This is a genomic window from Natrinema altunense, from assembly GCF_000731985.1.
Taxonomy (GTDB): domain Archaea; phylum Halobacteriota; class Halobacteria; order Halobacteriales; family Natrialbaceae; genus Natrinema; species Natrinema altunense.
Genome location: NZ_JNCS01000001.1, coordinates 219,136 through 242,093 on the forward strand (window position 1 = coordinate 219,136; position 22,958 = coordinate 242,093).

The 22,958-nt window shown below is 65.5% G+C and carries 24 protein-coding genes and 1 tRNA gene; 7 read left to right on the forward strand and 18 right to left on the reverse strand.

Translation table 11 applies throughout. From position 1 onward, the window contains the following. The first annotated feature begins 29 nt into the window (after window positions 1–29). Genes ALTAJ2_RS01195 through ALTAJ2_RS01205 form a run of 3 tightly spaced genes read left to right on the forward strand, consistent with a single transcriptional unit; the run spans window position 30 to window position 4,857 of the window. Complete coding sequence (locus ALTAJ2_RS01195) at window positions 30–1,190, forward strand: extracellular solute-binding protein (protein ID WP_007108696.1); 1,161 nt, start codon at window positions 30–32, stop codon at window positions 1,188–1,190. Next, entirely contained in the window at window positions 1,187–2,800 is a 1,614-nt protein-coding gene (locus ALTAJ2_RS01200; protein ID WP_007108695.1) for an ABC transporter permease, read from the forward strand. The genes ALTAJ2_RS01195 and ALTAJ2_RS01200 overlap by 4 nt, the downstream gene beginning before the upstream one ends. After that, window positions 2,797–4,857 (forward strand): DUF7846 domain-containing protein, encoded by a 2,061-nt coding sequence (locus ALTAJ2_RS01205; RefSeq protein ID WP_007108694.1) that lies wholly within the window; start codon window positions 2,797–2,799, stop codon window positions 4,855–4,857. The genes ALTAJ2_RS01200 and ALTAJ2_RS01205 overlap by 4 nt, the downstream gene beginning before the upstream one ends. An 80-nt stretch (window positions 4,858–4,937) precedes the next feature. Here ALTAJ2_RS01205 and ALTAJ2_RS01210 read toward each other — a convergent pair whose 3' ends face one another. The 10 genes from ALTAJ2_RS01210 to ALTAJ2_RS01255 all read right to left on the reverse strand — a co-directional run bounded on the left by ALTAJ2_RS01210 (window position 4,938) and on the right by ALTAJ2_RS01255 (window position 14,339). Beyond that, entirely contained in the window at window positions 4,938–5,693 is a 756-nt protein-coding gene (locus tag ALTAJ2_RS01210; RefSeq protein ID WP_007108693.1) for a dolichyl-phosphate hexose transferase, read from the reverse strand. 173 nt (window positions 5,694–5,866) lie between these two features. After that, window positions 5,867–7,516: a GMC family oxidoreductase gene (locus tag ALTAJ2_RS01215; RefSeq protein ID WP_007108692.1), complete on the reverse strand. Its 1,650-nt coding sequence runs from the start codon at window positions 7,514–7,516 to the stop codon at window positions 5,867–5,869. Continuing rightward, window positions 7,513–8,031, reverse strand: coding sequence for a gluconate 2-dehydrogenase subunit 3 family protein (locus ALTAJ2_RS01220; RefSeq protein WP_007108691.1), 519 nt, complete (start codon window positions 8,029–8,031; stop codon window positions 7,513–7,515). Before ALTAJ2_RS01220 ends, ALTAJ2_RS01215 begins: the two co-directional genes overlap by 4 nt. 88 nt (window positions 8,032–8,119) lie before the next feature. After that, window positions 8,120–8,872 carry an SOS response-associated peptidase gene (locus ALTAJ2_RS01225; protein WP_007108690.1) on the reverse strand — a complete coding sequence of 251 codons (753 nt, stop codon included), beginning with the start codon at window positions 8,870–8,872 and terminating at the stop codon, window positions 8,120–8,122. Window positions 8,873–9,648: 776 nt separating this feature from the next. Then, window positions 9,649–9,729, reverse strand: a tRNA-Ser gene (locus tag ALTAJ2_RS01230). A gap of 27 nt (window positions 9,730–9,756) precedes the next feature. After that, window positions 9,757–10,020 carry a hypothetical protein gene (locus ALTAJ2_RS01235; protein ID WP_007108688.1) on the reverse strand — a complete coding sequence of 88 codons (264 nt, stop codon included), beginning with the start codon at window positions 10,018–10,020 and terminating at the stop codon, window positions 9,757–9,759. 7 nt (window positions 10,021–10,027) lie between these two features. Further along, window positions 10,028–10,414 carry a Rid family detoxifying hydrolase gene (locus tag ALTAJ2_RS01240; protein WP_007108687.1) on the reverse strand — a complete coding sequence of 129 codons (387 nt, stop codon included), beginning with the start codon at window positions 10,412–10,414 and terminating at the stop codon, window positions 10,028–10,030. Window positions 10,415–10,504: 90 nt separating this feature from the next. Beyond that, on the reverse strand, window positions 10,505–11,716 hold the full coding sequence (gene ilvA, locus ALTAJ2_RS01245) for a threonine ammonia-lyase (protein ID WP_007108686.1): 1,212 nt from the start codon (window positions 11,714–11,716) through the stop codon (window positions 10,505–10,507). A 430-nt stretch (window positions 11,717–12,146) separates the two neighbouring features. Beyond that, window positions 12,147–13,295, reverse strand: a complete 1,149-nt coding sequence (gene citZ, locus ALTAJ2_RS01250) for a citrate synthase (protein ID WP_007108685.1) — start codon at window positions 13,293–13,295, stop codon at window positions 12,147–12,149. 387 nt (window positions 13,296–13,682) lie between these two features. Then, the gene (locus ALTAJ2_RS01255) at window positions 13,683–14,339 is read right to left on the reverse strand and encodes a helix-turn-helix domain-containing protein (RefSeq protein WP_007108684.1); all 657 of its coding nucleotides are present in this window, start codon (window positions 14,337–14,339) and stop codon (window positions 13,683–13,685) included. 219 nt (window positions 14,340–14,558) lie between these two features. Here ALTAJ2_RS01255 and ALTAJ2_RS01260 point away from each other — a divergent pair, with 219 nt between their 5' ends. Then, a complete protein-coding gene (locus ALTAJ2_RS01260; protein WP_006185778.1) occupies window positions 14,559–14,753 on the forward strand; it encodes a cold-shock protein in 195 nt (64 codons plus the stop codon). Between the two features lie 169 nt (window positions 14,754–14,922). On the opposite strand, the gene ALTAJ2_RS01265 is transcribed toward ALTAJ2_RS01260, so the two are convergent. Further along, window positions 14,923–15,285: a cell division protein SepF gene (locus ALTAJ2_RS01265; RefSeq protein WP_006185779.1), complete on the reverse strand. Its 363-nt coding sequence runs from the start codon at window positions 15,283–15,285 to the stop codon at window positions 14,923–14,925. A 188-nt stretch (window positions 15,286–15,473) separates the two neighbouring features. On the opposite strand from ALTAJ2_RS01265, the gene ALTAJ2_RS01270 reads away from it, so the two are divergent. Continuing rightward, window positions 15,474–16,238: a DUF1028 domain-containing protein gene (locus ALTAJ2_RS01270; protein WP_007108683.1), complete on the forward strand. Its 765-nt coding sequence runs from the start codon at window positions 15,474–15,476 to the stop codon at window positions 16,236–16,238. A 9-nt stretch (window positions 16,239–16,247) separates the two neighbouring features. Here ALTAJ2_RS01270 and ALTAJ2_RS01275 read toward each other — a convergent pair whose 3' ends face one another. Together ALTAJ2_RS01275 and ALTAJ2_RS01280 are read right to left on the reverse strand one after the other, a co-directional pair. Beyond that, window positions 16,248–16,697, reverse strand: a complete 450-nt coding sequence (locus ALTAJ2_RS01275; RefSeq protein WP_007108682.1) for a CBS domain-containing protein — start codon at window positions 16,695–16,697, stop codon at window positions 16,248–16,250. Window positions 16,698–16,872: 175 nt separating this feature from the next. Next, window positions 16,873–17,352 (reverse strand): RNA-binding protein, encoded by a 480-nt coding sequence (locus ALTAJ2_RS01280; protein ID WP_007108681.1) that lies wholly within the window; start codon window positions 17,350–17,352, stop codon window positions 16,873–16,875. Between the two features lie 137 nt (window positions 17,353–17,489). Between ALTAJ2_RS01280 and ALTAJ2_RS01285 the strand changes: the two genes are divergently transcribed. Further along, window positions 17,490–17,786, forward strand: coding sequence for a DUF7562 family protein (locus ALTAJ2_RS01285; protein ID WP_007108680.1), 297 nt, complete (start codon window positions 17,490–17,492; stop codon window positions 17,784–17,786). 3 nt (window positions 17,787–17,789) lie between these two features. On the opposite strand, the gene ALTAJ2_RS01290 is transcribed toward ALTAJ2_RS01285, so the two are convergent. Both ALTAJ2_RS01290 and ALTAJ2_RS01295 read right to left on the reverse strand, forming a co-directional pair. Then, window positions 17,790–18,581, reverse strand: coding sequence for an ABC transporter permease subunit (locus ALTAJ2_RS01290; protein WP_007108679.1), 792 nt, complete (start codon window positions 18,579–18,581; stop codon window positions 17,790–17,792). Continuing rightward, on the reverse strand, window positions 18,578–19,486 hold the full coding sequence (locus ALTAJ2_RS01295) for an ABC transporter ATP-binding protein (RefSeq protein WP_007108678.1): 909 nt from the start codon (window positions 19,484–19,486) through the stop codon (window positions 18,578–18,580). Before ALTAJ2_RS01295 ends, ALTAJ2_RS01290 begins: the two co-directional genes overlap by 4 nt. A gap of 141 nt (window positions 19,487–19,627) precedes the next feature. Here ALTAJ2_RS01295 and ALTAJ2_RS01300 point away from each other — a divergent pair, with 141 nt between their 5' ends. Next, a complete protein-coding gene (locus ALTAJ2_RS01300; protein ID WP_007108677.1) occupies window positions 19,628–20,926 on the forward strand; it encodes an RNB domain-containing ribonuclease in 1,299 nt (432 codons plus the stop codon). Window positions 20,927–21,117: 191 nt separating this feature from the next. On the opposite strand, the gene ALTAJ2_RS01305 is transcribed toward ALTAJ2_RS01300, so the two are convergent. The 3 genes from ALTAJ2_RS01305 to ALTAJ2_RS01315 all read right to left on the reverse strand — a co-directional run bounded on the left by ALTAJ2_RS01305 (window position 21,118) and on the right by ALTAJ2_RS01315 (window position 22,908). Beyond that, window positions 21,118–21,405, reverse strand: coding sequence for a hypothetical protein (locus tag ALTAJ2_RS01305; protein ID WP_049900039.1), 288 nt, complete (start codon window positions 21,403–21,405; stop codon window positions 21,118–21,120). A gap of 49 nt (window positions 21,406–21,454) precedes the next feature. Beyond that, complete coding sequence (locus tag ALTAJ2_RS01310) at window positions 21,455–22,132, reverse strand: IS6 family transposase (protein ID WP_007108675.1); 678 nt, start codon at window positions 22,130–22,132, stop codon at window positions 21,455–21,457. Window positions 22,133–22,365: 233 nt separating this feature from the next. After that, the gene (locus ALTAJ2_RS01315; RefSeq protein WP_007108674.1) at window positions 22,366–22,908 is read right to left on the reverse strand and encodes a GNAT family N-acetyltransferase; all 543 of its coding nucleotides are present in this window, start codon (window positions 22,906–22,908) and stop codon (window positions 22,366–22,368) included. Window positions 22,909–22,958: the final 50 nt, after the last annotated feature.

A 22,958-nucleotide genomic window follows, 5' to 3' on the forward strand; every position in this document is an offset into this window, starting at 1 on the left:
ATAAGGTTTTAGGTCAACCTAAAGCGGGTATGAACGACGAGCAGGATGATCAGGGGGTTTCGCGTCGCCGAGCGTTACAGGTCGGCTCCGCGTTCGGCGCTGCGTCACTTGCGGGCTGTCTCGGGATTTTCGGCGACGACGAGGGCACGAACATCCCGTCGCTTGCGGAGTTTCGGGGCTCCGGGTCGCTGGTCGACGGCCGACCGGCACCGGGCGGGACTTCCATCGAGGAGTTGCCGGACCTCTCGGGGGAGCTCGCGCTCTACATCGGCGGCGGCGAAGGGGGTATCTACTACGAGTTCGTGGAGATGCTCCAAGAGATTTACCCCGACTTCGAGGTCTATCCGACCGATAACAACTCGGCGTCGCTGGCCCAGACGATCGTCGAGGAGGCCGGCTCCGGTGCATCGCAGGCCGACGTGTTCTGGTCGATCGACGCCAGTTCGCTCGGGTTCGTCGCGGAAAACGACGCCTACGAACCGCTGTCGGACGAGACGGTCGAGGCGGTCGGGAACAGTCAGTTCGTCGGCGACGACAACGCGTGGGCCGGCGTCGCCGGTCGCGCACGTGCCGTCCCGTACAACACGAGCCAGTTGAGCGAGTCGGACATTCCGAACACCGTTCAGGACTTCCCGGACACGAGCGCGCTACAGGACTCGATGGGGTGGGCTCCGACCTACGGTGCGTTCAAATCGTTCGTGACGGCGATGCGGCTGCTCCGCGGCGACGACGAGACCCGCAACTGGCTGCGCAGTATGAAAGACGCCGGGACTGAACGATACAGCAACGAGTACGCCGTCTCCGAGGCGGTCGCCAACGGTTCCCAGTCGGCCGGCTTCGCAAACCACTACTATGCGATGCGGGTCAAGAACAAGCGGCCGGACGCCCCGATCGATCTGGCCTTCACCGAAGGCGACGCCGGGGCATTGATCAACGTCGCCGGCGCACTGAAGGTACAGGGCACCCAGCGCGGCGACCTGGTTGACGACTTCGTCCGTCACCTGCTGTCGTCGGAGGCACAGGAGTTCTTCGCGACGATCAGCTTCGCCTACCCGATGATCGACGGCGTCGATCCGGTCGGCGGCCTCCCGTCGATCGGCGACCTAAGCCCGCCCGAAATCGATCTCGCGGAACTGGCGAACATCGAGCCGACCCTCGAGTTGATGGACGACGCCGGCGTCTCGGGATGAGCGGTCGGGAACGCGTTGCGAAGGCAGTCGAGCGAACGGGCGACGGCGGGAGCGGTGCCGCCGGCGTCGGACTCACGCTGCTCGCCGCGGCCATCGCAGCCGTTCTCGTGCTCCCGCTGCTCTGGCTGGTCGTCGATGCCGCCGGACTCGGCACGCGAGCGTTCGAACTCGCCGTCGACCCCCGGACGATCGAAGTACTGGTCCGGAGCGTCGCCCTCGTCGCGATCGTGACGGGGGCGAGTATCGTCATCGGCGTGCCGCTCGCGGTGTTGACGGTCCAGGGGGAGATCCCGTTCCCCCGGTTCTGGACCGTCCTCATCGCGCTCCCGCTGGCCGTCCCAAGCTATCTCGGCGCGTTCGCGTTCGTCTCGGCGTTCGGGCCACAGGGCGAACTCGTCGGCTTCCTCGAGCCGCTGGGAGTCGACGCGCTCCCGTCGGTCTACGGGTTCGCCGGTGCCGCGTTCGTACTGACGCTGTACACCTACCCGTACGTGTTCCTGACGACGCGTGCCTCCCTCCTTTCGATGGACGGCTCGCTCGTGGAGGCCGCTCGCACGCTCAACTCGGGCCGCTGGGAGGCGTTCCGCCGGATCACCCTCCCCCAGATCCTGCCGGGAATCGCGGCCGGTGCCCTGCTCGTCGCGCTGTACGCCCTCGCCGACTTCGGCACGCCGAACATCATGCGCGTCGAAGTGTTCACGCAGTTCATCTACGCCAGATACAACGCCTTCGCCCGCGACTACGCCGCGTTGCTATCGCTGCAGCTGTTGACGGTGACCGCGATCATCCTCGCGATCGAATCACGGATCGGGGTCGACGAATCGGGCGCGTACGAGAGCGGCGGCGATCGCGGCACCGCCGACCTCGAGCTCGGCGCGTGGCGCTATCCGGCGCTGCTGTTGCCGATCGCGATCGCCCTGCTCGCGATCGTGCTCCCGATCGCCATCTTCTGGATGTGGCTGAACACGGGCGGCCCCGGCTATCAGGTCGGCCGCTTGAGCTTCGACTGGGAGTACGGGTTCAACTCGGCGTACGTCGCTTTGCTGGCCGCCGCGGTCTCTATCCTCGTGGCGCTACCGATCGCGATCGGATCGGCAACCACCGACTCGCGGATAGCCACGCTGGCTGACCGAGCCCCCTACGTCGGCTACGCGACGCCGGGGATCGTGCTGGCGATCGCGTTGCTCAGTTTCAGTCTCGACGTGCTACCGCAGATTTACAAGACGGTCCCGTTGCTGATCTTCGCCTACGTCGTCCGATTTATGCCCCAGGCGATCGGGTCGATTCGGACGTCGACGCTGCAGGTCGACCAGAAGTTAGTCGAGGCGGCCCGAACCCTCGGCCGGTCGCGCTTGAACGCCTTCCGATCGGTGACCCTCCCGCTGATCCTCCCGGGCGTGGCCGCCGGGGCCGCACTGGTCTTTCTGACCACGATGAAAGAGCTGCCGGCGACGCTGATGTTACGTCCGCTGGGATTCGAGACGCTGGTGACGTACATCTGGCGGGTCGAGGAGGCCGGTCTCTACGGCCAGGCGGCGGTCCCGGCGCTCGTGTTGGTCGCCATCTCGGGGCTGTCGATGGCCGTCATGCTCGCACAGGACGGACGATGACGAACCTGACACCGGCGCTCCGACGGGCGAAGACCGCAGTGCGAAAGCGACGGTGGCAGGCCGCGGTTGCCGTCGTCGCGATCACCGGTGCCGTCGCCGTCTGGCTGGTCGCGACGCGAACCTTTCCGTACCACTCGCTCAACCACGACGAAGGGGTCTACCTCCAGCAGGCGTCGATGTTGCTCGAGGGGCGACTGTTCGTGCGGCCGCCCGTTGCGGACGCCTTCCGTCCCTGGTTCTTCGTCGAGGACGGGGACCGGCTCTACCCGAAGTACTCGCCGGTTCCCGCGGCGATCTTCGCGATCGGCAAGCTCGCGGGTGGCTCCCGGCTCGTGCTCCCGGGACTCGCCGCCGCCATCCTCGCGCTCGTGGCGCTGGTCGTTCGCGAGGTCTTCGATCGACGAACCGGCCTCGTCGCCGCCATCGCAGTGTTGTGTTCGCCGCTGTTCCTGATCGAGACGGCGGTGTTCCTGCCGTACGCGCCGACGGCGATGCTCAACCTGAGCTTCGCCTACGCCTATCTCAGGGCCGACCGAACGGGTGACCTGCGGTGTGCCGGTGCCGCCGGCGCCGCGATCGGCGCGGCCTTCTTCGCGCGACCGTACACCGCCATCCTGTTCGCCGTCCCCTTCATCGGCCACGCATGCTGGACCCTCTCCCGTGATTTCCGGCGCGCGCTCCCCAGACAGGCCACAACGGCGGTACTCGGACTGGGCGGCGTCGGACTGGCGCTGAGCTACAACGCCGTCGTGACCGGGTCGCCGCTGTTGTTCCCCTACGAGGCGTTCGCCCCGCTCGACGGACTGGGATTCGGTCGGCGGCGGATCCTCGAGCACGAGATCGAGTACACCGCCGGACTCGCGCTCCGGTCGAACGCGCTGGTACTGCGGTCGTTCGTCACCGAGTGGCTCGTCGGCGGACTGGTGGGTGCGGCGCTAGCCGCGGCCGGAATCGGTGTCGCAGTCCGCCGCGGCCTCTCAGCACGCGCGGCGGTCCTCGCCGGTCAGGCACTCACGATTACCGTCGGCAACGTCTACTTCTGGGGGAACTTCAACATCCTCGGCGACATCGACCGCGCCGGAACCGGGCTGATCGCCACTCACGGTCCCTACTATCACTTCGATCTCCTGCTCCCGGTCGCGGCCTTCGCCGCCGTCGGCGCGCTGGCGCTGTTCGACGCCGTCCGCCGACGGGCCGACCGGTCCCTCTCACCGCAGGGCGCGCGCGCAGCCGTCGTCGCGGTGGTGCTCGTGAGCGCGCTCGCGGTCGGCGGCGTGACCGCGACGACGCTCGACGGGAAACTCGAGCGAAACGAGGCCGTCACCGAGACCTACGAGCGGGTTTACGACCCGCTCGATGACGGGACGATCGAGGAGCCGGCGGTCGTCTACCTGCCGACGCCGTACGGCGACTGGCTCGCCCACCCGTTCCAGGCGCTTCGTAACGACCCCGGGTTCGACGGGGAGCGCATCTACGCCCTCGATGAGCGACCGTTCGACGTAGCCGACGAGTATCCCGACCGCTCGCTGTACCGACTCGCGTACCGGGGAACCTGGGCACCCCACGCCGGGTCACCACAGGGTGCCCGTCTTCAGCGGGTCGATCGGGTCGCCGGCGAGACGGTCGCGCTGAACGTGAGCGTCGGCGTCCCGAAAACGGCCGGCAGCGTCAGCGCGACGATCACGACCGACGAGGGAAGCGCTACCTACGTCGCCGACGGCGTCTCGACCGCGTCCGAGGCGCAACTGCTCGTCACTGCCGACGCGGTGCGATTGCGCGGGACGGGCTGGAACACCACCAGCACGGTTCCCGTCGGGGAGGGAGACGACATCGCACTGACCGTCTTCGTCGACCGCGGACCCGGAAGCAGTTACAGCTATCGGCTCGAGTTGCCGGTACGGGCGGAAAACGGGACGGTGCGGGCGCTGACGCCCAGCGTGGAACGGTGTAGCGCGATTCGGGAGTGCGGTGGCGAAGCGGCGTACCTGCCCGATAGCGCGCCGGAGGGCACGTTCGTTCGGACCGACCTCACCGCGCTGAATCGCGAACGGGATTGAGGCGTGTGCCGAGCGAGGACCGAGTTCCCAAGTGAATCATGACGACCCGCCTCGCTCAAGGACGTAAGAACCGGCCGTGACTACTGCGCCGGTCGGTGCGGAAGTTCGCGGAGTCGTTCCTCGAGCGAGACCTTGACGATCGAGCGTGCGATCTCGAGGCCGCCCTGCAGCGGGTCGAGTTTCGTCTGGCCGGCGCGCTCGCGGTACTCGATGGGGTGTTCGCGAACGTCGTAGCCCCGCATCAGCGGGCGGATCAGGAGTTCGGCGGAGAGGCCGGTGTTTTCGGTCCACTCGATCGACTCAACGACGTCGCGACGGTAGGCCCGCATGCCGGTCGTCGTGTCGTGGACGCGAGTGCCCATCAGGATGCTTGCAGCCGCCGCGAAGACCTGATTGCCGAAGCGATTGAATCCAGGCATCGCGTCCGCTCCGTGGTAGAGTCGATCGCCGCTGACGACGTCGTGACCGTCGTTGATCAGCGCGAGGAACTCGGGCAGTTGCTCCATCGGGTAGGTGTCGTCGCAGTCGGTCGTGACAACGATCGGTCGATCGGGCTCCAAGATCGCCGCGCGCACGGCGACGCCGTACCCCTGTGGCTCCTGTTCGATGACCGTTGCGCCGTGGTCGCGGGCGATCTCCGGCGTTCGGTCCGAGGAGCCGTCGACGCAGACGACCTCGGCTTTCCCGTCGGTGACCTCGTCGATGTCAGTCAGTACTTTGCCGATCGCTTCCTCCTCGTTGTACGTTCCCATGACGACGCTGACATCGTTGAACGTGAACTGTTCGCCCGTCTCGTGGCTCCGTTCTGCCGGTTCGGTCGGCTCTCCGTTACCCATTGGGGGGTACTCGCTGCCCGCCGTATTTATGTGTTTAGGTTCGCCTAAAACGATCACGAACCCGACGATCGAACCAGTGAGCCCGAAAACGACGACACACGACCGGGCCGGTGTCGTGCGTCGTTGTTTCAGTACGGGTTCCGTGCCTCAGAGGTGACTGCAGTGCAGACGCTCTATCGGATTGGCAACTCCGTCTCAAGAACGTGGTCCGCGGCCTTCAGTGCCAGCGCCGCGATCGTCAGCGTCGGGTTCATCGCCCCGCCGGTCGGGAAGACGCTGCTCGAGGCGATCCAGCAGTTCTCGAGGTCGTGCGTTCGCAGGTCGGGGCCGACGACGCTCGCGGTCGGGTCGTCACCCATCCGGGTCGTCCCCATGTGGTGGTAGGCCGGCCCCGTCCCTTCGGGGCCGACCTGCCAGGTGATCTCCGCGCCGAGTTCGTCGAGGATCCGTTCTTGGATCTCGTTGACGCGCTCGATCGTCTCGAGCACGCGGTCGCCGACGGACCAGTGGATCTCCGGCACCGGGTTGCCGTGATCGTCGGTCGTCGAGGGATCGAGTCCGACGTAGCTGTCCTCGCGGGGGAGCTGTTCGACGAGCCCGCCCATCCCGATGTGGGTGCCGTAGTCCGAGCGGAGTCGCGCGAGCAGGTCGTCGCCCCAGTCGTCGCCGGTCAGCGCCAACTCCACGGGCGAGGGGCCGTCGTAGTTGAAGAACTCGAGTTTGAACGGGGCCTGCTCGGCGTCGGCTTCGTCGTAGAACTGGTGGGACTCGCTGGTCAGGAAGCCGACGTGGTTCTGGCGCGTGGGCTCGTCGAGGACGCCGCCGGTGCCCGCGAAGAGGTGGTCCATGAAGTACCGCCCGACGAGGCCGCTCGAGTTGGCCAGGCCGTCGGGGTAGTGACTCGACTCGGAGAGCAGGAGCAAGCGGGGCGTCTCGACGCCGCCGCAGGCGATGACGAAGGCGTCGGCCGACTGGCGGTGACGGTCGCCGTCGGGCGTCGCGTAGACGGCCGCTTCGATCGCGTCGGGTCCGTGAACGAGTCGCTGGACCGGCGCGCGGTCGATGACGGTCGCGCCCTTCCGCTCGGCGCGCTCGACGTGGACGGTTGCGTCGTATTTCGCGCCGGACGGACAGACCGGCTGGCAGGTGCCGTAGCCGACGCAGGCGCTACGGCCGTCGTACCCCTCCGAGTTGCGCGCGTTCGGCACCGAGTGCATCGCGATCTCGAGTTCGTCACAGGCCGCGGCGAACAGCGAGTCGCTGTAGGAGGGAGGAAACGCCGGCATCGGATGAGGGTGCTCCCGCGGCGGGGCGAAAGGGTTGTCGGCCGCGCCGGCGACGCCCAGTTCCCGCTCGGCCGCGGCGTAGTAGGGCCGCAGGTCCGCGTAGTCGATCGGCCAGTCGGCCCCGACGCCGCGGACACTGGCGGAGTCAAAGTCGTCCTCGTGGAGTCGCATCACCATCCCCTGCCAGTGCAGCGTCGAGCCGCCGACGCCGCGAGCGCGGGCGTGGTTCAGCGGATAGGGACGCTCCCCAGTGGATTCGTAGGCGTCCCGCTCCGGATCACCATCCCAGACATCCGGGCGGTCGTAGGCGGGACGGATCGCGCGTTCCTGGCGGGCGAGCCGATCGTCGGGATCGAACCGCGGCCCGGCCTCGAGGATCACGACCTCCCGACCGGCCTCGGCGAGGCGGTCCGCGACGATCCCGCCGGCCGGACCCGCACCGATGACGCAGACATCGGCGTTCGCGACGGGGGTCCGGTCCGCATCATCGTCGGCCCCCGACTCCGCCGAACCGGCGGGTGCTCGGTCCCAACTCACGCGTTCGGCCCCCGCTGATAGGTCCCGATCCCGCCCGCGTGGCCCTGCGGGTTCTCGAGGCCGACCAGTTCGCCGCCGGTCGGCGAGGCGTACAGCGCCAGCAGGAGGTCGTTGACGACGTAGTACCGGACCCGTTCGCTCGCCATCCCCGATGGGTCCTCGTCGGCGTCGTCGGCCCCCACGTTCCGCAGGACTTGCTCGCGGTCGGCGACCGATAGCGCCGCGAACTCGGCGTCGTACCAGACCCGCGCGTTCCCGTCCAGTTCCGCCACCGCCTCCTCGAGTCCCGCGACGTGAGTCGGGTCCGCGAGTCGCCCCTCGAGGAAGGCCGCGACGAACGGTTCGATCCCGGACACCTCGCTCGGGTAGACGACCGCGGCGGCCGCGACCAGCGTCTCGCGGAGCCGATCGGTATCGACCGGCTCCGAGCCGGGCGGGGCGACACAGCCCGCCAGCGTCCCCCCGAGGCCGAGCGCAGACAGCGCGGCGACCGCGTCTCGCCTCGTCAGTTCCATGTGGACGGATTAGGTAGACCTAAACCATATATGCGTTGGAACGGAACGGTCGCGCGGCCGCTCCGGAAACGACTGACAGCGGTCCGTATCAGACCGTCTCGGCCGGTTCGACCAGCGACGGCTCGTCCGTCGCCGGATCGTTGACCGCCGGGGAGACCGGATACGCCGTCATCCCCTCGGCCGGCCGGGGCTCGAGCAGTTCTCGGCCGGCCTCGCCCGACAGCCACCGCCGCTCGTCGTCGGGGTCGAGGATCACCGCCATCCGGTGATGGAGGTCCGAAACGAGGTCGTTGGGCTCGGTCGTGACGATCGTAAACGTCTCGAGGGGGCCGGTCTCGGTCTCGCCATCGAGGCCGCCGCCGAAACTGTCGAGTCCGGTCTGGGTCGTCGCCGGCTCCCAGCGCTCCCACAGCCCCGCCATCGCGAACACCCGTTCGTCCTCGAAGGCGACCCGATAGGGGCGTTTCCCGCCGTCGGATCCCCGATCCGACGAGGCTCGCGAATCGCCGATTCCCTCATCACCGTCGGTCTCGACCCACTCGTAGAACCCGTCCGCGGGAACGAGACATCGCCGTCGCTCGTAGGCCGCACGAAAGCTCGGCTTCTCGTCGACGGACTCGGCCCGCGCGTTGATTAGTCCGCCGCTGTCGTCGTCGGCCCACGACGGTACCAGCCCCCACTCGAGGCGTCGAAACGCTTCAGGGGCTTCGTTCGTGATCACCGGGAGTTCCTGTCCCGGGGCCATGTTGTACCGAGATTCGAACCCCGAGTCGGGAAGCCGAGCGTCGAACCGCGCCTCGAGGTCGTCCCCGTCGACGGTGAGCGTGTAGCGACCGCACATACCCGCTCCTCGGACCGCCGGCCCAAAGGATTGTCCGGTCGCGACTCGCCGACCGTCGGCGCGACGGGCCGTCGGCGGTCCGTTCGAGCGACCGGCCGAACGGGTTTGGGGGCGGTAGGATACCGTTACTCCGACCGAACCGCCGGGTACGGACCGCGTTACGATACCCGATCCCGGTCGACTCCTCGATGGGGTCGACATGGACGATCGATACGAAATGGTGGTGTGTCAGCGCGGCGCGCTCGAACTCCGAGATCCTGACGACCCCGACTGCTGGATCGCGACCGACACCCCTGTCGAGATCGAGCAGTAGCGCGTTCCGGTCCCTCTCCCCGTTTCTGCCGTCGAAGGCAACGACACGCGAGCCGCCGGGTCGCCGTCCGCTCGCGACTCGAGGGCGAAATCGGTGACCTCGAGGACCGCACCGAGGAGCGGGAGTACCCGTCACTCGGTTCGGGCCTACTCACGCCGCTACACGCGTCGTAGCGAGTAAAATCACGAAAAGACCGGACAGGGGTTTGGACAGTTGCGAGACGATCGGCCCCACTCCGTTCGGCCGCTCCGACTCGCGTGTTCAAATTCTTCGGTTGCATGTCGTCGAAACCGCGACCCACTCAGTCACGCATCGCTCGTCGGTCGGTTTCGACAGAAACGCCAGGACAGGGATTCGAACCACGGTCGGACGTGCTCGTTCGCTACGCTCACTGTGCGCGACTTCTCTGATTCAAATCCCGACGTTGTGGTTTCGTCGCTCACGAAGTTGTTCGCGACAAAAACGCCAGGACAGGGATTTGAACCCTGAATCCCAAAGGGAACACGCTTTCCAGGCGTGCGCCTTACCGTTCGGCCATCCTGGCTCAGGTCATCCTAACCGCGTCTGTCGTTTAACCCTTACGAGATTCGTTTCCCGTCCCGCGATCGGCTGCCCACGCCGCGAATCGCGGCTCGAGCAGGTACGCTCCGGTTCCCGCACCGAAGCCGACCAGCAGTGCAAGCCCCAGCGCTCGCGTGATCGTCACGAGCGACTCGACGAGCAGGGCGTAGCCCTGGACGAGCACCAGAAACGACAGGCAGCCGACGACGCCCCACAGGGCGGCGGATTTGGCCCGGGGATCGAATCCCATCTTCCCGGCGGGATAGCCGCTCACGCCGGTCTCACTCGTCTTCGACGGACGCGATGGCTTCGATCTCGACGCCGACGCCCTTCGGGAGCGCGGCGACCTCGACGGCGCTGCGGGCCGGCGGCCGGTCGTCGAAGTAGTCGGCATAGGCCTCGTTCATCGCCTCGAAGTCGTCGATGTCGTCGAGGAAGACGGTCACTTTGAGGACGTCCTCGTAGCTCGCGCCCGCTTCGTCGAGGACGGCGTCGAGGTTGTAGAGGGCCTGCTCGGTCTGGTTGTCGATCGGTTCGTCGTCGAGCAACTCGCCGTCGGCGGTCATTGGAATCTGTCCCGCGGTGAACACCAGCGAGTCGGTCCCGGTCGCTTGACTGTACGCACCGACTGCAGCAGGCGCATCGTCAGTTTCGATGATTCGTTTCATACCCGAAGCCTCACACCGAGGTGGCATAAAAGCGGGCGAAGTTACATTCCCGCCGGACGGAGAACGGGACGCGTCGCCACCCAGCCCCGCTCAAGCGAGCACGTCGACCGGGTACCCCTCATCCCGCAGATCGGCGAGGAAGTTATCGACGTGGTCGGGGCCGCGCATCTCGAGTTCGATCTCGACCTCCGTATCGTTCATCTCGACATCGCGGGAGGTCCGGTCGTGGTGGATCGCGTAGATGTTGGCCTGATGGGCGGTAAAGACGTCCAGGAGGTCCTCGAGCGCGCCCGGCCGGTCCTTCAGTACGGTCCGGATCTTCAGGTAGCGGCCCGTCTCGACGAGACCGCGAACGATGACGTTCGTCAGCGTGTTGAGGTCGATGTTGCCGCCACAGAGCGCGGAGACGATCGTCTCGTCCGCGTCGTACTGGAACTTCTCGAAGAGAACGGCGGCGAGCGGGACCGCGCCGGCCCCTTCGACGACGGTCTTCGATCGTTCGAGCAGGTAGACCAGGGCGACGGCGATCTCGGGATCGGAGACAGTGACGACCTCGTCGACGTACTCCTGGATGTGGGGGAACGTCTGCTCGCCGACGCTGCGGGTCGCGATGCCGTCGGCGATGGTGTCGACGCCGTCGAGGGCGATGCGCTCGCCTTTCTCGAGCGACTTCGCGACGCTCGAGGCACCCTCGGCCTGGACGCCGACGACGCGTGTCTCGGGTTTCTGCTCCTTAATCGCGGTCGCGATGCCGCTGATGAGCCCGCCGCCGCCGATGGGGACGACGACCGTGTCGACGTCGGGGCAGTCCTCCAAGATCTCGAGGCCGATCGTCCCCTGACCGGCCATGACGTACTCGTCGTCGAACGCGTGGACGTACGTTCGGTCCTCCGCGCGTTCGATCTCGTGGGCGCGTTCGGCGGCTTCGTTGTAGTCCTGTCCGGAGAGGACGACCTCCGCCCCGTAGTTCTTGGTTGCCTTGACCTTCGAAATCGGCGCGTGCTCGGGCATGACGATCTTCGAGTCGACGCCGGACCGCGTGGCCGCGAGCGCGACGCCCTGTGCGTGGTTGCCCGCGCTCGCGGTGACCACGCCCGCGTCCTTCTGTGCCTCGGAGAGCGTCGCGATCCGGTTGGTCGCCCCACGGATCTTGAACGAGCCCGTGCGCTGGAAATTCTCCAGTTTGAGGTGGACATCCGCCCCGGTCATCGATGAGTAGGTATGGGAGTGCTCGAGCGGCGTGTGCCGAGATGTCTCCCGGACCCGCTCGCGTGCCTCGAGAATCGCGTCGAGTTGCAGCATATGCCTGTCTACTCGGCGTGGGGTGTAAGGATTACTGTCGGGGATCGAACGGGCCGTCGCCGGACCGCCGATCCGCACAGCGATGTGCCATCGATTCTGGATGGCACGACAGGGAATACAGGGAATGCACGGCGTGTGACGTGCGAATAGAGAAGCGGACCGGGACCATATAAAACTCATGCACCCGGAGCGGAAGTGAAACCGCAAGCAGGCGGCGGGAAGATGTCGCCGTCAGACGCGGGACAGACGGGCGTCATTCGAGGATTCGAACCGCGAAATCGGTCCCGAAACGCACCCCCTCACGCGGCCCCGGAACGACCCGGTTCCGGGCTCGGTCGCGTTCGGTGTCGTCGATGAAAGCCGATGAGAGCGATCGTAGCGGTGATACTGACGTGTCAGCACGGAAAGGGCAGCGAAACCGGGAGCGGGCTTATCGTTCCTCGAGCGGAACGAACTCCTGGTCCTGGGGCCCGGTGTAACGGGCGCGCGGACGGATGAGGCGGTTGCTGTCCTGATACTCGAGGACGTGGGCGATCCAGCCGCCGGCGCGGCTCATGGCGAAAATGGGCGTGTACATGTCGATCGGGATGCCGAGCTGATAGTAGACGGAGCCGGAGTAGAAGTCGACGTTCGGGGCGATCCCCTTCTCGGTGAGGCCCTTCTCCTCGGAGAGGTACTGTTCGATGGTGGTGGTGTAGTTGTACCACTTGTCCTCGCCGTTGTCGGCGAGTTCCTTGCTGCGTTCCTGGAGGATCTTCGCGCGGGGGTCCTTGACGTTGTAGACGCGGTGTCCGAAGCCGGGGATACGACGGCCCTCTTCGGTCGCCTGCTCGACCCACGCGCGGTGGTCGAGGTCGCTCTCGTCGATCTCGATCAAGACCTCCATGACGTCCTGATTCGCGCCGCCGTGAAGCGGTCCCGAAAGGGCGCTGATGCCGCCGGTGACGGCGCTGTAGATGTCGGCCATCGTCGAACCGATGACCATCGAGGTAAACGTCGAGGCGTTCAGCCCGTGGTCGGCGTGGAGGATAAGCGCCTGATCGAAGGTTTCGGCGGCGATCTCGTCGGGCTCCTCGCCGGTCAGCATATAGAGGAAGTTCGCGGCGAGACCCAGATCGGGGTGGGGGTCGACGGGTTCCTCGCCGAGACGGTAGCGCTCGAAGGCCGCGAGCGCGGTCGGAATCTTGGCCGTGATCCGACGCCCCTTCCGGAGGGTCGCCTCGAGGTCCTCGGGATCGGCGTCGTCTTCGGGTTCGTAGGCCGAGAACATCGAGACTGCAGTCCGGAGCGCGGCCATCGGCTGTTCGTCGGCGTCGGCGAGTGTCTCCATCGTCGCGAGGACGTCGTCGTCGACCTCGCGTTCGTCCATGAGCGCGTCGGTGAACGGCTCGAGTTCGTCCTCGGTCGGGAGGTGACCGTTCCAGAGCAGATAGAGGACTTCCTCGTAGCTCGCGCCGCGAGCGAGGTCCTCGATCGTGTAGCCGCGGTAGATCAGCTGACCGGCATCGCCGTCGATCGAACTGAGCTCCGACTCGGCAACCAACACACCCTCGAGCCCTTTCTTGAGGTCGTCAGACATAGTCAGGAATTTCGGACGCCAATGGAAAAGCATTATCGTTTGCCCGGTGCCGGCGATCGATACCGGTGATGTTCGGGTTTGCCGGTTTTACGACTACGGACGAACGCTCGTTTCGTGATCGAACGAACAGACAGTCAGTCGATGACCGGCCGAATGTCTATAATTGTTTTTCGTTAGAGTAGGCGGCCGGAGCCTCGTCCGGATCGGTCGGAGACGGGCGTCGTGGACCCCTCGACGGCCGAACGGCCCGAGACGGAGCCGGGTCACGGAGCGTCCGGCCCGCAGACTCGTCGGCGCTCGCTCGACGGCCCCGTCGGTACTGATGTCCATGCCCCACGCAGAAACGGAGCCGTTACCGGAGTACTGAGACGGTGCGACCGGTTACGGTCAACACCCCTCTGCCTCGAGAATCGCGTCCATTAGCTTCGTCTGGGCCGCCGCCAGATGCTCGGTGAACGTCGACCGTGCGACGCCGAGTTCCTCGGCCACGTCCGTCGCGTTCGCGCCCTTCGGATAGTCGAAGTAGCCCATCTCGTGGGCCGTCTCGATGATCTCCCGTTGTCTAGTCGTGAGTTTCTCGCGGTCGACGACGACCGGGTCGGCGGACACGTCCTCGTGGTCCTGCGTGAGTTCCTCGACGACGACGCCGTCGAAATACGCGCGCAACTTGTCGACGATGTCGGCGATCTCGGCCAACTCGAGGGTTCGAAAGGAGAGGAGCAACGCCCCGTTCTGGGCGCGAACCGACGAGACCGGCGTTCCCGTTCCCTCGATGACCTCACAGGCACAGTCGGCGGCGCTGTCGCGCTCGAACCGATAGATCGCTTCTCGGTCGTTGGACTGGACCGGCGTCAGTTCGACATCGTACTCCCCCTCGAGGGAGGCGTCTGCGTCGACGCCGAACTCCTCGACGACCGTTCCCTCGGCCGTCGTCTGCGACGACCGGGAGACCGATTCGACCGGGTCCTCGAGGGAAGCGGAGACATCGGCCACCGGACAGTCCGCCGGTTCGTCGACGACGACCGTTGCACGAAAGCCCGACATACTGACACGGACGGCCGCATGCGGCATAACTGGAGGCGGGAATTCCCGCCGGGTGAAAATTCCACACACCCGCGGACGGCCGACGAACTGCAGACGAGCACCGCTCGCTTCGGTGTCGTAGCCGACCGAATCGTCACAGCGATCGGGGACCCAACCGACGGTCGTGATACCGTGACCCTCGGAAGTGTTATCCCCCGATCGACCCTACGTTTGTTTGTAATGGCGAAAGGAAGCGTTGATTTCTTCAACGACACAGGCGGCTACGGTTTCATTGAGACGGACGACGCGGACGACGACGTGTTCTTCCACATGGAAGATGTTGGCGGTCCGGATCTCGAAGAGGGCACAGACATCGAATTCGATATCGAACAGGCTCCCAAGGGCCCGCGCGCGACGAACGTCACGCGCACGTAAGTTCTCAAGAACGCGTCGCCCCCGGTGACGCGACAGTACCAGTTCATTTTTCGCGACGCAGCCAACCGCGAGCAGCGTCACCGTCCGGTTCGCCGAGAACAGTCCGAAAGCGGCGAATGCGACACCGAAGAGAGATCGGTCGATGAGAAACGCCAATCGAGGACCGCGGTTAGAGCTTCTGGCCCAGCTTTTCGCGGCTGATATGGACGCCCGTGGGCGTGATGATCATCTGATCCTCGCCCTTCCGGACGATGTCGCCGTCGACCTCCTCGGCGACCTGCCGGAGTTCGTCGACGATGTGTTCGACGGTACTATCCTCGGTCCGCAAGCGCGTGATGTCCGCGATGACGATGTCGCCGTCGTAGACGGCGTCTTTGATATCGATCGCGTCGGCCTGACTGCCGACCTCCGCGATGTGTACCTGCATCGCCGCCTCGGCGGAGCCCGTCGAGACGTCCTCGAGGTTCAGTTCCGAGTAGTCCTCGACGGACCGAGACTGGCTGCCGCCGAGAATTTTGCTCATGAGTCCCATTGGCGGTATCCACCGCCGCCGTCAGTATAGTTCTTACGTCAGACACGGTCCCGGCGGCGGGACTGTCCGTGGTGGCGACGGATCGCCCACGCCTCCGTGGCGACAGGAGACCAACCCAAATCGGCCTGCCGTCCGAGACGATACTGACCGCCCCTAGGTTTTTCAACGACAGTCGCTACGCGCAAATTATGACGTTCAGCATCTGCGTCCGCGAGGAGTACGAGACCGAACGCGGTGCCTGCCACCGCCGCTTCGGCGTCGCGGTCACGACGCGGTTGCCCGGCGTGGGGACGCTGTGTCCGTTCGTCAGCGACCGGGGTGCCGTCGCCACCCAGAGTCTCGTCAACGTCGACCTCGGCGCACGCGGGATCGACTACATCGACGACGGGTTGGCCGTCGACGACGCCCTTCAGGCTCTGCTCAACGCCGACGACGGCGCGCCACAGCGCCAACTCCACGGCGTCGACGGCGAGACGACCTTCGCCTTCTCCGGCACCGAGTGCGTCGACGAGTACGGCCACCGCGAGGGCGACCACTACACCGTCGCGGGGAACATGCTGACCGGCGACGCCGTTCTCGAGGCGACCGCCGAAGCCTACGCGGCCAACGCGGTCCACGACGCGACGGACCGCTCGACCGGTCCGCGCGCCGTCACGGCGGACATCGAGACCGACCCGCTCGCGAAGCGATTGATCGACGCGTTGGCGGCCGGCGACCTCGAGGGCGGGGACAAGCGCGAGGAGCTGTCGGTCCAGAGCGCGGCGGTGGTCGTCGAGACCACGGAGTCACACGCCGTCGAGCCGCCGTACAACGACCTGCGACTCGACGCGACCGAGACGCCGATCGCGGATCTCCGAGCGACCTACGACCTCGCGAAACGGGGCTATAGCGACACCCTCGCACAGTACGAAGGTGCGTTCGACGCGGACTCGCTCGGCGCGGCCTCGGAGTGACGCCGGGACTCAGTCGCCCACGGTGAGTTCCTGACCCTCTGTCGCTTCCAACCGCATGGGCTCGTCCCGCCACTCGATCTCGAGGCGGTGGCGCGGCAGGTACGGGGCCAGCGTGCGAACCGAAAGCAGGCCGCGGTAGACGCCGTCGCTGACGACGGGGAGGTGTTTGACTCCGTACGTTCGCATCGTCTCGGCGGCGTCGGTGATCGTCGCGGTCGGCGAAACCGTCGTCACCGGGGCCGACATGATCGTTCGAGTCGCCGGGCGGTCGTCCGTTTCCGCGACCAGTGCGACGATATCCGACTCGGTGACGATGCCGACGACCGACTCGTCCTCGAGGACGGAGAGCGCGGACACCGTTGGCCGACGCAGGGAGTGGGCGGCCTCGGTCACGGGCGTTTCAGGGGTGATCGTCGGCGGCGAGCGGAGGTCGACGGATTCGACTGTGGTCTCGATCATCGCTGTCCCGTGATACCACGAACCAATACATAGGCCTAATGGACAAACGTCTATTAGGAACTAGTATTGCTAACAGATGGAGGTTCTGATCCGGGACAAGATGTGATATTCGATATCGGAAGTCGAGGTACGGGGCTATTTGTGAAGTTTATTCGATCCGCTACCGCGGCGGAGCTTACCCGGTGAACTCGTAGAGTTCGTCGCCGACGTGGTGCAGCGAGTCGACGACCTTCCCCTCGTCGCCGGCCATCTCCACGCCGTCGACGCGAGCGCGGCCGACGGCAAGCACCTTTCCGTGGGACTCCTCGGCGATAACGACCAGATCGTCCGGCGAGATGTCTTCGGTCGCCTCGGTGATCCCCGGCCGCATCACGTCGGCCCCGTCGCTGACGAACGAGACGGCTCCCGCGTCGACGGTAACGAGCCGCTTCTCGGGCTCGTAGGCGTTCGCCCCGCGAACCGTCAGAAAGAGGTCGTCGCCGAACGCTGCGACCTGTGGCTCGCCGTCGATGAGGACGACCTCCCAGTCGGTGTCCTCGAACTCGACGCGCTCGTAGGCGTCGCCCTCGGGCGAGACGCCGAGTTGCTCCTCGAGAACGTCCTCGAGATCTGACACCGCATCGCTACGGAGGTGATGTCGGGACTTGACTTGCATGTCCGGAGCAACGCGCGGTCCGGAGTTAAAAGGCGCGTTCCGGGGACCGGTCGCCGGCCGCGAATCGGGACCCCCGGCGGCCAGCACGGGGGTGTCGCGTGATAATCGATAAGTATCCGCACGCCGTCGGCTCACGCATGTGGCCCTCCAAGAGTCGGACGGAGACGGTCACCTGTCTCGCCTGTGGGGCCGAGCGCCCCCGCGACGAGGCCCGTGAGTACGATAAGCACGGTGACCGCTGGGATCGCGACGGCAAAACCTTCGAACACCTCTGTAAGTCCTGTCACGGTGACCTCTGTCATCACCCTCGCGACGAACTCGAGGCGCTACTGGTCGACCTCGAGGCCGGCGAGCGAGACCGGGCCGCCTTTCTGACGCGCTATCTCGCGACGGTCGAGGAGCGGTACGGCACGCTCGAGGAGCGAGAGCGGTAATCCCTAGAGGTCGGTCGCGACGAACCGCCGGTAGCCGACGACGGGCGCGACCACACCCCACGCCAGCAGGACGGCGGCGCTGAACCAGACCAGGGTGCGATCGGCTGCCGACCCGAGGATGGGTTCAAGCAGCCGTTCGTAGGCCAGACTCGGGGAGAGCGCGCCGACGTATGCCGTCCACCACGGTCGCGTCGTCGGTTCCTCGAACCCGGCGGCGGCGTAGGCGAGCGCTTCGGGCACGAACCGCCAGACGAACAGGAGGAGGAGCAACGCGCCGAAGACGGCGAACGTCGCCCACGTCTGGGTGCGGACCGTCGCCGAGATACCGATCGCGATGGCGAGGTACGCGAGCCCCAGGCCGGCGCTGGCGAGGAGGTACGCGAGGACGGCGATCGTCGGAACCCCGTGTCCGGTCCCGAAGACGACGGCAACGCCGGCGAAGACGCCCGCGAGCAGGGACGCGAGGAAGATCGCGTATCGACCGACGTACGTCCCGAAGACGATATCGCGTCGGTCGTGTGGCAGTCCGAGCAAAAGCGTCAGTTGCCCGTTCGAACGCCGCCTGACGATCGCGCTCGAGGCGAGCAGCAGTCCGGACACCGGCACGAGGAGCATGCCGGGCAGCGCAAACTGGTCGACGAGGTCGCCGGAACCGGCGTATCCCCGGTCGACCTGCCTGACGTGGAGTTCGGCGAGGACGGCAAAGACGAGCGCGAAGGTCGCGGCGAGCGCGTACAACTGCCGGTTTCGGATCGCGTCGCCGATCTCCTTCCGAGCGATCAACTGCCAGTTCATGTCGCCCCCTCCGTGTAGGAGACGAAGAGTTCCTCGAGCGACGTCTCACCGGTCGAGAAGTCGCGGATCGTCGCCCCGGCGGCCCGGATCTCGTCGAGCACCCGGAGTTTCGCGTCGGCGGTACAGCCGACGACGAGGGCGTCGTCGCGTTCGTCGACCGTCGATACCCCATCGAGGGACGCGACGACGGGCGCGACCGCGGCCGGCTCGCCGGTCAGGTCGACGATCAGCTCCGAGCCGGCGTCGACCGTCTCGCGGAGCCCGTCGATCGTGTCGACGGCGACGAGGTCGCCCGCACGGAGGATGGCGACGCGATCGGCGACCGCCTCGACCTGTGCCAGAATGTGACTCGAGAAGAAGACGGTGGCACCACGGTCGCGTTCCGCACGGACGATTTTGCGCATGCGCCGGACGCCGTGGGGGTCGAGCCCGGTCGATGGTTCGTCCAAGATCAACACGTCGGGCGACCCGACCAGCGCCATCGCGAGCGCGAGACGCTGTGTCATCCCCGTCGAGTACGCCGCGGCCGACCGGTCGGCGGCGTCGGCGAGACCGACCCGCTCGAGCAGGGCCTCGGGCTCGTCGTCGGCGTCGGCCGATTCGATCGCGTACGCGAGGTGCTGGCGACCCGTCATCGTCTCGAACGGTGCGAAGCCCTCGGGGAGGATGCCGACCCGTTCCCGGACGGCGACCGGGGCTTCGGTGACGTCGTGACCGAGTACGTCGACCGAGCCGCTCGAGGGATGCGTATAGTGAAGCAGGATGTCGATCGTCGTCGACTTGCCGGCACCGTTCGGTCCCAGGAAGCCGAACACTTCGCCGGACTCGACGGTCAGATCGATACCGCGGAGGGCGTGAACGTCGCCAAAGCGCTTGGTAACGTTTCGGAGGGCTATCGCCGGCATTTACTCCGCCTATCTGTTGGATATAAAATATACGTTCCGATCGAAAGGCCATCGAACCGCGGCCTCGGCGGGCCGGGCGCATGTGGGCGGGCGGATTCGCATCCCGACACGACTTTCACTCTTACGCGCGTAGCCCTCGTCATGAGTGACGACGCACAGGCCGACGCCGGAACGGTGGAAGGCCAGGGTCCCGTCGAGGTCTCGGAGGATCTCGCGCGCCATCTCGAGAACAAGCGCGAGGAACTGTTCGAGAAGTTCGAACTCCGCGACGAGTTCCCGCCCGAGGTCTTAGAGGAGGCCGAAGCCCGAACGGAGGGTGTGACGGCCGAGATAAGCGACGAGATCGACGAGCGGAAGGATCTACGCGAGCTGACGACCTGGACGACGGACCCGATCGATGCCCAGGACTTCGACGACGCGCTCTCGATCGAGGAACGCGACGACGAGTACGTCCTCTGGGTCCACATCGCCGACGTGACCCACTACGTCAATCCGGAGACGGCGATGTGGGACGAAGCCGTCGAACGGGGCAACACGGTCTATCTCCCCGGCTACACGGTCCACATGCTGCCGCCGGTGCTCGCCGAGACGGTCTGTTCGCTGGTCGCCAACGAGGACCGGCTCGCCCACACCGTCGAGATGCACCTCGACAAGGAGAACTTGAGCTACGAGAACATCGAGATCTACAAGTCGGTCATTCAGTCCGACGAGCGACTCACCTATGCGGAGGCCGAAAGCCGTCTCGAAGACCCGGATGCGCCCCTCCACGAGGAGAACAAACTGGTCTACGACCTCGCCGAGCAGATGCACGAACAGCGCAAGGAGGACGGGTCGCTCGTCCTGAACCCGAGTCGCGACCGGGCCCACACCATCATCGAGGAGTGCATGCTAAAGGCCAACAAGGCCGTCACGCACGAACTCATGTGGAACCGCGGCGTCGAGGCCATGTATCGCGTCCATCCCCAGCCCAGCCCCGACGAGTGGTCCGAGGCGCTGCGCGAGATCCAGGATCTCGACGGGGTTTCGATCCCCGGCAGTACCTGGGACGACCCCCGAAAAGCCGTCAACGCGACGCTCGAGGAAGCGCCGGGCCGCCAACTGGACAAGATCCAGTGGGCGGTGATGAAAGTGATGCCCCGGGCGCGGTACATGAACGACCCGTTCGGCGGCCACCACGCGCTGAACTTCGAGATCTACGGCCACTTCACGAGCCCCATCCGCCGACTCAGCGATCTGATCAACCACTGGATCGTCTACCAGAACGACGTCCCCGAGAACCTGATCGAACTCTGCGACCGCGCCAGTGACAAGCAAAAGGACGCCGAGCAATGTGAGCGCGAGTACAAGGACTTCCTCCAGGAGGTCGGCCTCGATCCGATGGCGGTCAACAACCGCGGGATCGAAGTCGTGGATTCCGCGGAAGCGGACAAGACGATCTGACCAGCTTTCGTTGTCAGAACTTCTTTTGTGAGCGGTCGTGTTCGGTACTGTGCGATGTACCGGGGAGCGGTACGTCAACGTGTGATTCAGTTGGTTGTCATGCGATGCCCTTTGCGCGCGGCAAATTTGCTGGCAAATTATTTTCCCGGGTGCCACGTATCGTCACGGACGTGCTAAGATGGGTCCGTTCGTCACCGAAAGCGGCTCAACAGGGATGTGACGCCCGTGGCCTCCGCAGCGATGATAAATCCAACCACACTTACGCTTATCCCCCAGACGAGACTGGGTGTCCCCGAGTTAGAAAGCGCGAGGTCGAGACCACCGAAGACGAAGAACGCTGCAAGCCCCAGGTACACACCTGTCGCAACCGTCGCTAGCATCGCATCTTTGGTTGCGGAATAGACGGTAGTATAGAGTTCTTCTTGGTCGATACCAGGGGACGTACCACCATCGGTGGCTATTTTCTCTTCAGATCTCATATCTGTGTTAATTGCATCTGCGGCTATAAAATTTGGCTACCGGCACTGTCTAGTTCTGCACCTCCTCGATCGGCGTCTTTCCGTCGAGAGCTTGATGCGGTCTCTGACGGTTGTAGTAGTGCATGAATTGTTCAAACCATTCGCGTGCGCTCGACCGACTGCCCACCCACGAGTTGTGGAAGCGGTCGATCCGCATTTTGAGGGTGTGAAACCACTTTTCGATGCGGTTTCGCTCGGTGTAGTTGACCCGACCGCTCAAGCCTAATCGAGCAAGGGCAGTCCGATACCCGAACTGATCGACGAGAAATACGGTGTCGGAGAGGTCGTATTTCTCGTCGAGTCGATGCAGAAACGCAGCTGCCGGATCGGTGCCATGCCGACCAAACAACGCGACATCGAGAATCAGCTTCGTCTCGGTGTCTATTGCAGCATATAGCCAAGACCATTCGCCGTTGATCTTGACAGCGGTTTCGTCAACAGCGACCCGCGACGGCGACGCCGTCGGCGGGTCGCGTCCGCTGTCAGCCAGCCGATGCACCCAATTCCAAACCGCACCATGTGAGCGTTCAACGCCTAATTCAGATAAAATTTTTGTTATCTCTCGAAGAGAACAACCAGTCTCGTGGAGGCGGACGGCGAATGCCCTGACGGGCGTCGCCGTCCGCTCGTTCTCCCAAGATTCTTCTAAATCCGCGTCGTAGCTCTCACTGAGCAGGTCTGCGAGCATCTTTGGACAAGAAACTCAACGACCTGCTCACTTCTCAAACTGACTCAACTAGACAGTGCCAAATAATAGAGTTGATCAAATTTTTGTGAGTCATATATCTTCATCACTTGTATTACCGCGGGATCGAAGTCGTCGTCGCGGGCGAAGCCGAGAAAACGTTGTGAGCGAGGCGCTGGCAGGCGGGCAGTGAGACAGGGGACCGTCCGTCCAATTGCGAGACCCGCTCGAGCGGGCTACTCCTCAACCGACACCGATTTTTCGTAGACGTGCTCCTCGAGCCCCGCCGCCAGATCGGATTGTCGGGTCGTGACGCGTTCGAATCCCCGGGATTCGTAGAACGAGATGCCGATATCGTTGGCCGCGAGGACGGCTAACCGGAGGCGATCGAACTCCGTTGCGAACGCCCGCTCGAGGGCCTCGAGCAACGCGGTTCCGATCCCCTCGCTCCAGTTGGCGGGCCGGACGTAGAGGCGAGCGAGAAACGCGACCGACGCGTTCTCCGGCCAGGGGACGGCGTGTGCGAACCCGTAGTAGTCGGGCTCCGAGACGGGACTGACGGCCGGCGAGTCCGTCGCAACGAGAAACGCGGCGTCGTCGCGGTCCGTCGCCGTCGCGATCGACGACTCGAGGTCGCCGATCGCGTACCACTCGTCGACGACGTCGGCGACCGTTTCGGGACCGAGAACGTCGTCGTAGGCGGCGTGCCAACTCTCGCGTGCGACTCGATGGACGGCCCAGACGTCGTCGACCGTCGCCGGGCGGACGTCTCGACTCACGACCGAGCGTAGCACGGCGGTCGGTAAAAAGCGGGGCCCGACCCCACGCG